This window comes from Tenacibaculum retecalamus (assembly GCF_027941755.1).
Classification (GTDB): domain Bacteria; phylum Bacteroidota; class Bacteroidia; order Flavobacteriales; family Flavobacteriaceae; genus Polaribacter; species Polaribacter haliotis_B.
The window spans coordinates 1,432,551-1,446,898 of the sequence record NZ_CP115916.1 but is presented as its reverse complement, the minus strand read 5'-3'; the positions used below and the strand labels follow the sequence as shown (position 1 = coordinate 1,446,898).

Here is a 14,348-nt window from a genome sequence, read left to right as displayed (position 1 = left end):
TTATTAACATTCTTTATTAAATTCCTCATGTGCTATATATGAAGATAAATCACCTTCATTCTCTTTAATTAAAGTCTTGGCAAATTTACCGTTTTCTAATTTCTCTACATACTGATAAGCGACATCTTTTTTATTATTTTTATCCCTATAAATAACATCATAGAAGTTCTTGATATTGTTAGGGATAGATAAATAATCTAAATAATTTGTGAAATTTTCAGTTGTTGAAATATGATAAATCCCTTGTAAAAGCGCATAAAAATTATATTTTCTTACAATTTCTCGTTCATAATCATTCGGATAATGGCCTGCTTCAATTAGAATTGTATTATGTCCTAATTTCTGAAAATTATCACCTGTTGCCGTTGGATAAAACTCATCAGTATAACGACCAATATGATTGGGTATTAATTTTTGTAACAAGTTGTTCATCGAAATAATTACATTCATGGTTTCTTTACGACCTTGTGTAATTTCTCTATTTATTTCTTCAGACGGAGCTAAAAAAGAAATTGTAGCTGGCTTGTTGCTTCCTTCCACTCCAAATATTGTTCTTTGGTCGTGAAGATTAAAACAAAAGTCAGGTTTAAATTCATCTAATATTTTTCGTAATAATTTACTTTCTTTTGCCGCTAAAGCAACTGCATCTCTATTTAAATCTACTTCTTTTGCATTAACACGTGTATAAACTTCTGCTCCATCAGGATTTAACATCGGTATAATAGTAATGCTACAATTATTTAAAATTGAAGCTACAATTTTATTATTGGCATATAATTTAATAAAGTTTAAAAAATCAAAAACAGCTTTGGTTCCAGTACTTTCATTACCATGCATTTGGCTCCAAACAAGTATTTTTTTTGCTCCTGAACCTAATTTAAGTTGATAAATATCTCTTCCTTGTTCTGATTGACCAATTATAGCTGACTGAATAATTGTATGTAAATCATTATAAAGAGGTTTTATATCTTTTAAAGTAATATACCTACCTCCTATTTTTTCTTCTTTTATTTTAGCGTAGGTTTCTTCTAAAAAAGAGGGCGTTAATAAATTCATATTATAAGGTAAACCAGTCAGCAATTATTTCTTTTTCTATTGGTTCAGTAAGTTTATGAACATAATCATTTTTAGCCATATCATATTTATAATCTTTCGACCATTCTGCTATATTCTGAGTTAAGGTATTTAATGAATTGCAAATAAACGCTATTTCCTTATCTGTTATTGTAGGGTGTACAGATAAACGCACCCAACCTGGTTTATCAGTATTACATCCTTCAGAAATTTGATCTTTAATTTTATGTGATGTATTTAAATCTACATTTAATAAAAAATGTCCGTAAGTACCTGCACAAGAACAACCTCCTCTTGTTTGAATTCCGAAACGATCGTTTAACAGCTTAACTACTAAGTTAAAGTGATACTTTTCATAATAGAAAGAAAAAATACTCAATCGATCTTTATTGTTTGGTGCTAATATTTTTACGCCTTCTAAATTTTCTAAACACTTAAAAATAATAGGATTTATTTCATCTTCACGTTGCTTCATTTTATCAGTTCCCATCTGATTTTTTAGCTGAATAGACAATGCTATTTTCATTGTTTGTAAAAAAGCAGGTGTTCCGCCATCTTCACGAGCCTCAATATCATCAAAATAATCATGCTCTCCCCAAGGGTTTGTATAACTTACAGTACCTCCACCTGGGTTATCAGGAATCATATTTTTATATAATTTCTTATTAAAAATTAAAACTCCAGAACTTCCTGGCCTCCTAAAAATTTATGAGGAGAAAAGAAAATTGCATCTAAATATTCATTTTCATTTTCTGGGTGCATGTTTATATCAACATACGGTGCCGAACAAGCAAAATCTACAAAACACAAACCGCCATACTTATGAATTAATGAAGCTACTTTATGATAGTCGGTTTTAATACCTGTTACGTTAGAACCAGCAATAATCGAGGCAATTTTTATTGGTCTATCTATATACTCTTTTATGATTTCTTCAAACATATCTAAGCATATATTACCTTCACTATTACAAGGAATAACTGCTACATCAGCAATCGTTTCTACCCAAGATGTTTGATTAGAATGATGCTCCATATGACTAACAAAAACAATTGGACGCTTTTCTTCAGGAATTTGTGTATGCTCTTTTAGGTTTTCTGAAACTTTTAAACCTAAAATTCGTTGAAACTTATTTACAACACCTGTCATTCCAGAGCCTTCTGTAATTAGTACATCATCTTTTGATGCATTTACATGACGTTTAATAATATTTCGTGCTTCGTGATAGGCTAAAGTCATAGCAGCACCTGAAGTTGATGTTTCGGTATGTGTATTTGCTACAAATGGCACCAAATTTATTTAATAATTGTTCTTCTATAGGTCTGTATAATCTACCACTTGCGATCCAGTCAGTATATATCATTTTTTGTTCTCCGTAAGGAGATTGATATGTTTGGTTGATACCAACAATGTTCTTTTTAAACTTAGCAAAATATTGCTCTAAATTCATAATCTGATACTGTATTTATGATATAAAATTAAGAGTATCTTAAGAGCTAGCCTAAAAAGATGATACTTTTAACTTATTTGTAACTTTTGTTTATTATACAATGAACATTCCTCCTATTAAAAAAAATATTTTTGTAATATTAAAAATGATCTAATGATTGTTCACTGAATTTGCTATTATGAATAGTTTCCGAATCAGTAAACAACTAGATAATTTTATTTTATAATTTGTGCTATTTCTGCTATAAATCGTTCTGCAAGTGTATCTGCACTTTCTTGATTGGTACTTTCAGTGTAAATTCTAATAATAGGTTCAGTATTAGATTTACGTAAGTGTACCCACTCGTTTTCAAAATCAATTTTCACACCATCAATCGTGTTAACGTCTTCGTCTTTGTATTTAGAAGCCATTGTTTCTAAAATTTTATCAACATCGATTTGTGGAGTTAGCTGTATTTTATTTTTACTCATAAAATAACTTGGGTACGAATCTCTTAATGCTTTACAAGACATTTTTTTATGTGCCAAGTGCGATAAAAATAAAGCGACACCTACTAATGAATCACGACCATAATGAGAAGCTGGATAAATGATTCCTCCATTTCCTTCACCACCAATAACCGTATTGGTATCTTTCATCATTTGCACCACATTAACTTCACCAACTGCAGATGCAGTATAAGTTCCACCATGCTTTTCTGTAACATCGCGCAATGCTCTTGATGATGATAAGTTAGAAACCGTGTTTCCACCCCCTAATCTTCCTAATACATAATCTGCACAAGCTACTAAGGTGTATTCTTCACCAAACATAGATCCATCTTCAGATATCAACGCTAAACGATCAACATCAGGGTCAACTACAATACCTAAATCGGCTTTTTTCTTAACTACTAATTTAGAAATATCTGCTAAGTTTTCTTTTAAGGGTTCTGGATTGTGAGGAAACTGACCGTTTGGCTCACAGTATAATTCTATACATTTAACACCTAATTCTTTTAACAAAGCAGGAATAAAAATTCCTCCGGTAGAGTTAACACCGTCAACAACTACTTTAAACTTGGCTTTTTTAATTGCTTTTACATCAACTAAATCTAGTTTTAAAACCTCTTTTATATGTTTTTTTAAGTATTTTTTATTCTTTTTGTAAGTTCCTAAATCATCAACTTCAGCAAAAGTAAAATCTTCACTATCTGCTAATTTCAAAATTTCTTCTCCATCAGCACCATTTAAAAACTCTCCTTTTTCATTCAACAATTTTAAAGCGTTCCATTGTTTCGGATTGTGAGAAGCAGTTAAAATAATTCCTCCTTCAGCTTTCTCTAACGGAACAGCAACTTCAACTGTTGGTGTGGTAGATAAGCCTAAATCTATTACATTAATTCCTAAACCAACCAATGTGTTGGCTACTAAATTGCTTATCATTTTACCAGAAATACGAGCATCTCTACCTATAACAATATTTATTTTCTTTGCTTCCGGATTTCTCTTTATGATAAATGCTCCGTAAGCAGCAGCAAATTTAACGGCATCAACCGGAGTAAGGTTTTCACCTGTGCTACCTCCTATTGTTCCCCTAATTCCTGATATAGATTTTATAAGTGTCATCGTTTCTTTTTATTTATTACAAATATAGTAGTATTTAAGAATATACGAACACTTCATAATGGCTTTAACTGTAACAATAGTTACATATAGTACTAATTGTTTTTTTACATTAAGTTTGAGAAATAGGATATAAAACAAATAAAAACTCCTTAAACTGAATTTAAGGAGTTTTATATTAAATATGATGGTAATTTTATTAATCTACCACATTAGATGTTGTAGTAATAGTATTATTTTCATCTATAGTTATTTTATAAGTTCTACAAAACTCCATAGTAACTGTTTTAACTACTTCCGCTCCACTTTTTAATACAATAGTGAATTCTACTTCACCAGATGCATAACTTACAGAATTAGAAGACATTCCTGGTTCTATTTTATTTATATTTTCAGTATTTCCTCCAGAAGTTTTAATTTGTACACTTACATCTTCTGTTCCGTTATTAACAACTTTTGCTGAAGGATTTTGATTATCACATCCTGAACAACTATTTAAAGTTATAGCAAAAATAAACACTAACAAAACACTTGTAACTCTTTTAAATAATTTCATAATATTCTTGGGGTTTAATTTGCAATATAATAATACAACTGGTTTTTTAAGACATAAAAAAACCGCTACTTACGTAGCGGTTTTAAAATTTATGATTTCAGGAGCTTATTTTCCTTCCATTTTTCTTTTTAATTCAGCTAATCCACCAATATCTCCTAAAGTAGTTTTTTCTACGTCAGCAGCTTTTTTAGCAGCAGCCTTGATGTTTTTCTTTTCTTCTTCTTTAAAAAGAGAAGTATGAGAAACAACAATTCTACGGTATTCTTTACTAAATTCAGTAACGATGAACTTTACAGCATCACCTTTTTCTAATTTAGAACCGTCTTCTTTTTCTAAGAAACGAGTTGGAGCGAATGCTTCGATACCATCTGCAAATACTACAGTTGCACCTTTATCATTCTTCTCTTTAATAGAACCTTCGTGAGTAGATCCGATTGCATACGTAGCTTCATGAGCATCCCAAGGGTTATCTTGAGTTTGCTTGTGACCTAAGTTTAACTTACGGTTTTCAACATCTAATTCTAATACTTGAACCTCTAATTTATCACCAACAGTTACAAAATCTGATGGGTGCTTAATTTTCTTAGTCCAAGATAAATCAGAGATATACACTAATCCGTCAATTCCCTCTTCTAATTCTACGAATACACCAAAGTTAGTGTAGTTACGTACAGTACCAGTATGAGTTGAACCTACAGGGTATTTAGTTGTAATATCTGTCCATGGATCTGGGTGTAATTGCTTCATACCTAAAGACATCTTACGATCTTCACGATCTAATGTTAAGATTTGAGCTTCTACTTCATCACCAACTTTTACGAAATCTTGCGCAGAACGTAAGTGTGTAGACCAAGACATTTCAGAAACGTGAATTAATCCTTCAACACCTTCTTCAACCTCTACGAATGCACCATAATCAGCTAAAACAACAACTTTACCTTTTACTTTATCACCTACTGCTAATTCAGTATTTAAAGCTTCCCAAGGGTGAGCAGATAATTGTTTTAAACCTAATTGGATTCTAGATTTGTTATCATCAAAGTCTAAAATTACAACATTTAATTTCTGATCTAATTCAACAACCTCATTCGGGTGGTTGATACGAGACCAAGATAAATCAGTAATATGTACTAATCCGTCAACACCACCTAAATCAACAAAGACACCATAAGAAGTAATGTTTTTAACAACACCTTCTAATACTTGTCCTTTTTCTAATTGACCGATGATTTCTTTTTTCTGATCTTCTAAATCTGCTTCGATTAACGCTTTATGAGATACTACTACGTTCTTAAATTCGTGGTTGATTTTCACAACTTTGAATTCCATAGTTTTCTCTACATACTGATCGTAATCTCTAATAGGTTTCACATCAATTTGAGAACCTGGTAAGAATGCTTCAATACCAAATACATCAACGATCATACCTCCACGAGTTCTACACTTAACAAAACCGTTAACGATTTCACCAGTTTCATGTGCATTATTAACACGTTCCCATGCTTTAATTACACGTGCTTTTTTGTGAGATAACACTAATTGACCAGAAGCATCTTCTCTTTTGTCAACTAATACCTCTACAGCATCACCAACTGCTAAACTTGGGTTGTAACGGAATTCGTTTAAAGAAATTACTCCCTCTGACTTAGAGTTGATATCGATAATTGCATCTCTATCAGTAATTCTTGTAACTTTACCTTCAATTACATCACGTTCGTTTACAAAACCTACTGTACCTTCTAAGGCTTTTTCAAATTCTTGTAATTTAGATTCATCAACTTCATCAATACCTTCTTCGTATTTATGCCAGTTAAATGTTGCTAAAAATTCTGCTGGATTTACTGTAACTGCTTCTGCAGTTGTTTTTGTTTCTTCAGACATTCTGAATAATACTTTGTATCTTTTTGTTAGCCAGATTCTTAACAACACTAACGCCAAGAGAAATTTATATAAATTTTATTTTCTCGTTCCTTTTATAAATCTGTTATTGTAAAAAGGAGTGCAAATTTACGAAGTTTTATTTAAAAAACCTATAAAGCTTTTGATTTTAAGTGAGTTGAGACAATCTCTTTTTATAGCAAAATAATTATTCTTATTATGTTATATCTTTTTCGTTTTGTGAATTTGACATCAGGAAATGGTTCAAATGTCTTATGTTTTTAAGTTTCTATTGATTTCTAAAACAAAAAAAGTAATATTCCTAACATTTATAATGCTATGAATATTACTTAATTTTAAAACCTTTTAAGGGTATACTTAAATTTTAAGCTCATTAAATAAATCAACAAGTTTCGTGTCAGAAGGTCTTGGAGCATCAGAACTTACAATATTACCAGCTGGATCAATTAAAATAAAACGAGGTATTCCTTGAATACCATAATCAGTTACAAATTTCGATTTCCAATCATTATCTGACATTAACTGAATTCCACCTAACTCTTTATCAATAATCATTTGCTTCCAAATACCATGATCTTTTTTAACATCAATTGAAAGACTTACAAATTCGATATTTTTATCGTGATATTTTTTTTCAATTTTCTTTAATGACGGAATTTCAGCTTTACATGATTCACACCAAGTTGCCCATACATCTATATACACATATTTTCCTTTTAAATCGGCTAAAGATGTTGTTCCTCCTGCATTATTTTCATAATTCTCAAATACTGGAGAGGTTTTTCCTTTTGCTAATTTTTTAACAAGATTAAATTGTGCTGTTAATTGTTTTTTCAAAATTTCATCTGAAGAAAGCTCCATAATACCATTGTACAACTCCTCTGAATTAGGATTACGTGCCGATACTTGACGAGAAAGACCACGAAGTATGTTATCCCTTATTATTTCGCTTTTATTTTCTTTAACCAATTTTAAAGCAGCTGTTTCGAAAGAGATTTTTTCTTTTTTAGAATTTTCTCTAGCTACGGTATTAAAATTAGATCCTACAATACCTTTATAAGCAGCAGAAGATTTATAATGCTCTTCATTATTAAAATCAAAACCTTTTAAAACATCAGGAAAAGAGTCAGAAATTTTAAAATCTTTCTTTTTTGCAAAATAACGATGAGCAGGTTCGTAACTTAATAAATGACTAATATGGTCATAATTTAAACTTACTTTTTCTTCTTTTATAAAATCAGCATCTAAACCTTCTAATGATTTTTCTAGCGTTTCTTTTTGCGCATTCATTTTTTTTAAATAAGCTGTTTCTTCTAAAGAATAAAGCGCTGATGTTGTACCTGCTCTTTCTTTTATTAAATATTTTTGTGCTAAAAAATTATTTACATCACTACCGTTACCAGAGTAAACAATACTTTCATCAAACTCTTTAGCGTCTAAATTTAAATTAATGGTATATCCATTCTTTAAATATATTGATGAACTTTCTTTTCCATCATCAAAACTATAATAACCATTTGTGTTAAAAATAGTATCGGAAAAAACTCCTGAATCAGAAACCTTAATTTCTCTAACAGTTTCATTTGAACTATTAATAATTGCTATGCTTTCACTGTTTGCGTTTTTAATGGTTCCTGTAAATAACGTATAATCAACAGGTTTTGAGTTGTTACACGAAATAATAGTAATGGCAAGGGCGCCAAAAAGTAGCTTTTTCATAATGTTTTTTATTTTTTAAATAATCGACAATATAGTTAAATATTAATTATTCGTTTTTTATAAATTTAAGTACCGATTTTAAACTTTCTGTAGGGCTCTCTTCCATTGGGGTATGCCCTACTTCTTTTAAAATTACTAAACTATTATTAGGTAAGTCTTTTTGAAATTGATACGCATTTTTTAAGGGAATTAAAAAATCTTCTGCTCCCCATAGTATCAATGTTGGTTGCTTGATTGTTTTAATTTTAGCAGACGAATTTGCAGGTGATTTCATACTAAAACGATCTACAAAAGCCTGACGATTTCCTTCTCTTAAGGTTAATTCAAAATACCTTTCAACCATTAAATCGGTTACTTTAGATTTATCATGGTACACATTTTCTACACTTGCTCTTACCATAAAACGCGGAGTTACATACAGTAATAATTTATTTAATAATGGAGTTTGGGCGACTTTAAAAGCCATCGGAACACTTTTCGATTTCATCGGATAACCAGCTGCATCAATTAAAATTAGTTTTTCAACCATTTTAGGTTCGTTTACAGTAAAATTCCATGCTATTTGTCCGCCTAATGAGTTCCCTCCTAATATACATTCTTTAATTTTTAATGATGATAAAAAATCATGTATAAACTTCACGTAATTGTCCATTGAATAATTTCTATCAGGAAATGGTCCCGTTAATCCGTAGGCAGGTAAATCCATTCTAATTACTCTTTTAGTTTTCTTTAATTCATCCGTCCAAGCATCAAAAGTGTGTAAACTTGCTCCTGTTCCGTGAATTAATACGATCGGAATACTATCTAATTTTACTCCTTCATCACGATAATGAACATCCATCCCGTTAATAGCAACAAAAGAAGATGCTTTATTCGCATATTTTTCTTTTAATTTTTCAACCGGAATATCTTGGTATCCATAAAAAACGACAATGCTTGTAAAAACCAAAGCGATGATTAATAAGGTTACTTTTACAATCTTTTTCATTGATAAATATTTTAGTTTATATCTGTTATGCATTAATAAATTTTATTATAACGAAAATGTCAGTTCGAGTAATTTTCTGTTAGATTGAGCATTGCCTTCAATCAAAATGTATTTAGATTAAAGGTAGCGAGTATAGTTGGTTGATATCAAAGAAAATTGTATCGAGAACAGTTTTTTAGCTAGAGAATTTGATTCTCGATAAAAATGTTCTGGATTGTAATCCAAGATATTTACTAGAATTGACAAATTAGTTTACATCCTTTTTTAAAGGAATTTGACTCATGGCTCTTTCTGCAATTGCTGTGATTGATAACGAAGGATTTACTCCCGGATTTGCAGAAATCATAGCACCATCAATAACATATAAATTATCATATCCGAAGATTTTATTATTTTTATCAATAACTCCTTCTGATTTATTTTCTGCCATTACAGCGCCACCTAATACATGTGCTGTTGATGGAATCCCTACAAGTGTTTCCAACGCAAAAGACGTACTTACTCCGTTTACGGCCTTACTATATTCGTTTACTAATTTTTTAGATTCTTTAATAAAAGGCGTTGGTTTTTTACCTGAATTAACTGTTGAAGTCATAAATCCGAAGATATTACGTTTAAATTTCAGCGTACTATCTAAAGTTTGCATAAATAATAATACCACCGTTTTTTCTGCCCAATTATTAGTAAAATAGACTTTAAAATATTTTATAGGTGATTTTAATAACGAAACAAACATCATCATTAAACGAGCAAACACGTTTTTATTGGTTACATAGGGTAAATGTAAAAACTTCCAAGCGTTTGAACCTTTTCCGTATCGTACAATTTCCAAATGACTATTTTCATCTGTATCTAAAATACTTCCGATTGCCACACCTTTTGAAAAGTTTTTATCTTTATCTAAAGTAGATACACTTACTAAAGTTTCGTTATTGGTTCTAATATCCAATCCTAATCTGTTTGAAATATTTGGAAGTGAATCTTTTTTTAATTTTAGTAATAGTTTGATTGTTCCTAAAACTCCACCAGAAAAAACGACCGCTTTTGTTTTAATCTTTTGACGTTTTTTTAAAAGTTTTGTACTAGTTTCTATAAATATTTCATAACCATCAACAGAAGGTTTTACGTCGTAAACTTCGTTTTCGGCAAGTATTTTAGCTCCCTTTTTTTGTGCTAAGTATAGGTAGTTTTTATCTAAAGTATTTTTAGAGTTATTTCTACAACCAGTCATACAAGCTCCACAAAAATTACAACCAGTTCTTTCAGAGCCTTCTCCATTAAAAAATGGATCTTTTTTAGTCACATTTTCTTCACCAAAATAAACAGCTACATTGGTTGCATTGAATTTATTTTTGATATTTAATTCTGATGCAACATCCTTTAAACCATTATCTCCATCAAATAACTTCGGATTTCTAGTAGCTCCAAGCATTCTTAAAGCTTCTTTATAATACGGTTTTAACTCATTTTCCCAATCTAAAAGATTGCTCCAGCTACCTGTGTTAAAAAAAGTAGCTTTAGGAATAGGCAACGTATTGGCATACACTAAAGATCCGCCACCAACACCTGTACCCGAAACAATAGCAACGTGCCGAAAAATGGTTAACTTCATGATTCCAAAAAAGCGTAATTTCGGCATCCAAAGCCATTTTTTAAAATTCCAATTTGTTTTAGGAAAGTCCTTGGCTTTATACCATTTTCCTTTTTCCACAACCAAAACTTTATAGCCTTTTTCTGATAATCGCAATGCACTTACCGAACCACCAAAACCACTACCAACAATTACGTAATCGTATTCTTTTTTTAAACTCAAAAATCTATTTTTAAATTATTAATAATTAAAGGTAATTTACTATTCTTTTTCAACAAATAAATAGTTCAGTTTTTTACTATTAAAAGCGGTATTAAATACTTTTATTTCATTATTCAATAAAGCGTTAAAAGCCTTTAATTGTATATTTATTTTTTGAGTTAATTCGTTTTTTACAGCAATATCTTGTTCGGTTGGTGCAAAATCTCCCATACTTACCAAACTATTTAAATGTCCTAATTTATTGGTTAATCGAATAGGAAAATTTAACGGATCTTGTCCGCTTCTGTTTTTTGTTTGATATAAAGCTTCCTCTATTTTTGTAAACTGCTTTTTTAAATTTTTTGATTTTTCAATCAAACCTTCTACCAACGGATTATTTTTATATTGTTTTTGAAAAGCTGATAATTGAGCATTGATATTTCTTATTTTTTTGATAGATTTATGAGCATTATCCATCGTTTTATTCACATCTTTAATAAAAGTAAATTGTTTTTCCATATCAGCTTGTGTACTTTCTGCTCTAGGATCAGCTAATATATTAAACGGCTGTTCTTGAGTTTTTCCGTTTACACTTAAACTAACTTTATAAACTCCAGGTACGGCTTTCGGCCCTTTAAACTTGCCCACCATAAAATCATTCCTTTTAGCTTTTCCGCACCTTTATAAGTCATATTCCAAACATATTGGTTCCCTCCTTTTTTAGCAACCAACACGTTTTTCTTTTTATTTGCAGTACTTACCGTTTTTATGGTATCGCCTTTGCTATCTAAATAACTTAATACAATAGTATCTTTCTTTTTATCATAATTTTTTAAATTAAAATAAGTATAAACACCACTATGTAAATTTGTTCCGGCAGTTTTACTTCCTTTAAAACCGCTTCCACGCATTCTGTAAGTATCTTTTGGTTGAAATAATTTAGTATCTGATACTTTATCTTTTAATAATTGATGAATAACCGTTAAATCATCAATCATCCATAAACTTCTACCTTGAGTTGCTACAATTAAACTATTATCTTTAATGGTTAAATCAGTAATTGGTACAATTGGTAAGTTTAACTGAAAAGGTTTCCAGTTTTTACCAGCATCAAAAGAAATATACATTCCTGTTTCTGTACCTGAATACAATAAACTTTTGTGTTTAGGATCTTCACGAACAACACGTGTAAAATGTTCAGGATTAATTCCGTTTGTAATTTTAGTCCAAGATTTCCCGTAATCTGTTGTTTTGTATAAATATGGAGTAAAATCCCCCGTTTTATATTTGGTTCCGGCTACATAACAAGTACCTTCATCAAAAGCACTTGGCTCAATACTATTTATCATCATCCATTCTGGCATTCCTTTTGGCGTTACATTTTGCCAAGTTTCACCTCCATTTTTTGTGATATGAATTAATCCATCATCACTACCAACCCAAAGCAATCCTTCTTTTAAAGGTGATTCTTGCGCAGCAAAAATGGTACAATAATATTCTACTGATGTATTATCTTGCGTAATTGGTCCTCCTGATGATTTTAATTTTTCAGGATCGTTTCTTGTTAAATCATCACTAATAATTTTCCATGATTGTCCTTCGTTTTCAGTAACATGAACATGTTGCGAAAATGTATATAATTTATTTGGATTGTGTTTTGAAAACAAAATAGGAAAGTTCCATTGAAAACGATATTTCATACCTTCAGCTCCATGTCCCATTGGATTATCTGGCCAAACATTAATTGCACGAACGGTTCCTGTTTTATGATTTAAACGTGTTAAATAACCATCATAACTTCCTCCGTAAACGATATCATTATTTTTAGGATCAACAGCAATATGAGCTGATTCTCCACCTGCGGTAGATTCCCAATCATCTTCAGTAATATTTCTTCCGGCTGTTCTATGCGGAATTCTGATGGTTGAATTATCTTGTTGTGCTGCATAAATGCGGTACGGAAAATGATTATCAGTAGTTACTCTATAAAATTGTGATGTTGGTTGATTATGATAAGTACTCCAAGTTTCGCCACCATCATAAGTAACTTGTGCACCACCATCATCACCAATAATCATTCGATCTGGGTTTTCTGGTGCAATCCATAAATCATGATGATCACCATGTGGTGCATTGTGTGTGCTAAATGTTTTTCCGCCATCTACACTTTTATGATAACGCACATTTAAAACATATACTTTATCAACATCTTTAGTATCTGCATAAACACGTGTGTAATACCAAGCTCGCTGGCGAATTTTACGCTCGCTATTTACTTGTTTCCAGGTTTCTCCACCATCATTACTTTGATACAATCCACCTTTGTCTTTATTTTCTACAATTGCCCAAACACGTTGGTTATTTACTGGTGATACGGTTACTCCAATAATACCTAAAGTACCTGTTGCAAATCCTTTTTTAGTTGAAATCTCCGTCCAAGTTTCTCCACTATCTGTACTTTTCCATAAAGCAGAACCTTCACCTCCTGAGTTTAAACTGTACGGAGTTCTATTAATTCGCCATGTAGATGCGTATAAAATTCTTGGATTTGTAGGATCCATTTGTAAATCAACAACTCCCGCATGTTCGTTAGAGAACAAGGTTTTTTTCCATGTTTTACCGCCATCAATACTTTTATAAACACCACGCTCTTGGGTTGGTTTGTATAGGTTTCCCATAACTCCAGCATAAACAATATTCGAATTTGTTGGATGAATAGCAATTCTAGGAACGTGCCTTGATTTTTTTAAACCTGCATTTGTCCAAGTTTTACCTGCGTCAACAGTTTTCCAAATACCATAACCAGAGGATACATTACCTCTAACCGTTTTTTCACCGCCACCAACATACATGACATTAGGGTCGGATTTTGATACAGAAATAGCTCCGATACTTCCTCCAAAAAAACCATCTGAAATGTTTTTCCATTGTCTACCGCCGTTTGTCGTTTTCCAAATTCCACCACCAGTTGATCCAAAATAATATAAATTAGGTTTATTGGGTACACCAGTTACAGCCGCACTTCTTCCACCTCTAAAAGGCTCGATAAGTCGGTAATTTAAAACGTCGTAATCAGCTTCAGTTAAATTTTGAGCGTTGATTGATGCTGTTATCCCAATAGAAAGGATACATAAAACGGAAAGTAAAAATCGCATGAAATTATAAGATTTGGTTATGTTGCTTTAAAAGTAAGCATTAAAAATTAAGTCTAATAATAACAATTTAATTTTTACAGATCTGTTCAGTATTTTTTATGCTTTTTTTGA

The 14,348-nt window shown here is 31.1% G+C and carries 7 protein-coding genes and 2 pseudogenes; all 9 read right to left on the bottom strand.

All coding sequences use genetic code 11. The features are described from left to right. Nucleotides 1–3: 3 nt before the first annotated feature. Nucleotides 4–1,056, bottom strand: a complete 1,053-nt coding sequence (locus PG912_RS06870; protein ID WP_275686931.1) for a M14 family zinc carboxypeptidase — start codon at nucleotides 1,054–1,056, stop codon at nucleotides 4–6. A 1-nt stretch (nucleotide 1,057) separates the two neighbouring features. Continuing rightward, nucleotides 1,058–2,524, bottom strand: a pseudogene (locus tag PG912_RS06865) (aminotransferase class V-fold PLP-dependent enzyme). A gap of 215 nt (nucleotides 2,525–2,739) precedes the next feature. Beyond that, on the bottom strand, nucleotides 2,740–4,131 hold the full coding sequence (glmM, locus tag PG912_RS06860) for a phosphoglucosamine mutase (RefSeq protein ID WP_275688995.1): 1,392 nt from the start codon (nucleotides 4,129–4,131) through the stop codon (nucleotides 2,740–2,742). A gap of 196 nt (nucleotides 4,132–4,327) precedes the next feature. Continuing rightward, nucleotides 4,328–4,684: a hypothetical protein gene (locus tag PG912_RS06855; RefSeq protein ID WP_260585966.1), complete on the bottom strand. Its 357-nt coding sequence runs from the start codon at nucleotides 4,682–4,684 to the stop codon at nucleotides 4,328–4,330. Nucleotides 4,685–4,789: 105 nt separating this feature from the next. Next, nucleotides 4,790–6,565, bottom strand: coding sequence for a 30S ribosomal protein S1 (rpsA, locus tag PG912_RS06850; protein ID WP_260585965.1), 1,776 nt, complete (start codon nucleotides 6,563–6,565; stop codon nucleotides 4,790–4,792). A gap of 375 nt (nucleotides 6,566–6,940) precedes the next feature. Next, nucleotides 6,941–8,302 carry a TlpA family protein disulfide reductase gene (locus PG912_RS06845; protein ID WP_275688994.1) on the bottom strand — a complete coding sequence of 454 codons (1,362 nt, stop codon included), beginning with the start codon at nucleotides 8,300–8,302 and terminating at the stop codon, nucleotides 6,941–6,943. 46 nt (nucleotides 8,303–8,348) lie between these two features. After that, entirely contained in the window at nucleotides 8,349–9,290 is a 942-nt protein-coding gene (locus PG912_RS06840) for an alpha/beta fold hydrolase (RefSeq protein WP_275688993.1), read from the bottom strand. 247 nt (nucleotides 9,291–9,537) lie between these two features. Beyond that, nucleotides 9,538–11,103, bottom strand: coding sequence for a GMC oxidoreductase (locus PG912_RS06835; RefSeq protein WP_275688992.1), 1,566 nt, complete (start codon nucleotides 11,101–11,103; stop codon nucleotides 9,538–9,540). A gap of 39 nt (nucleotides 11,104–11,142) precedes the next feature. Next, nucleotides 11,143–14,237, bottom strand: a pseudogene (locus tag PG912_RS06830) (WD40/YVTN/BNR-like repeat-containing protein). Nucleotides 14,238–14,348: the final 111 nt, after the last annotated feature.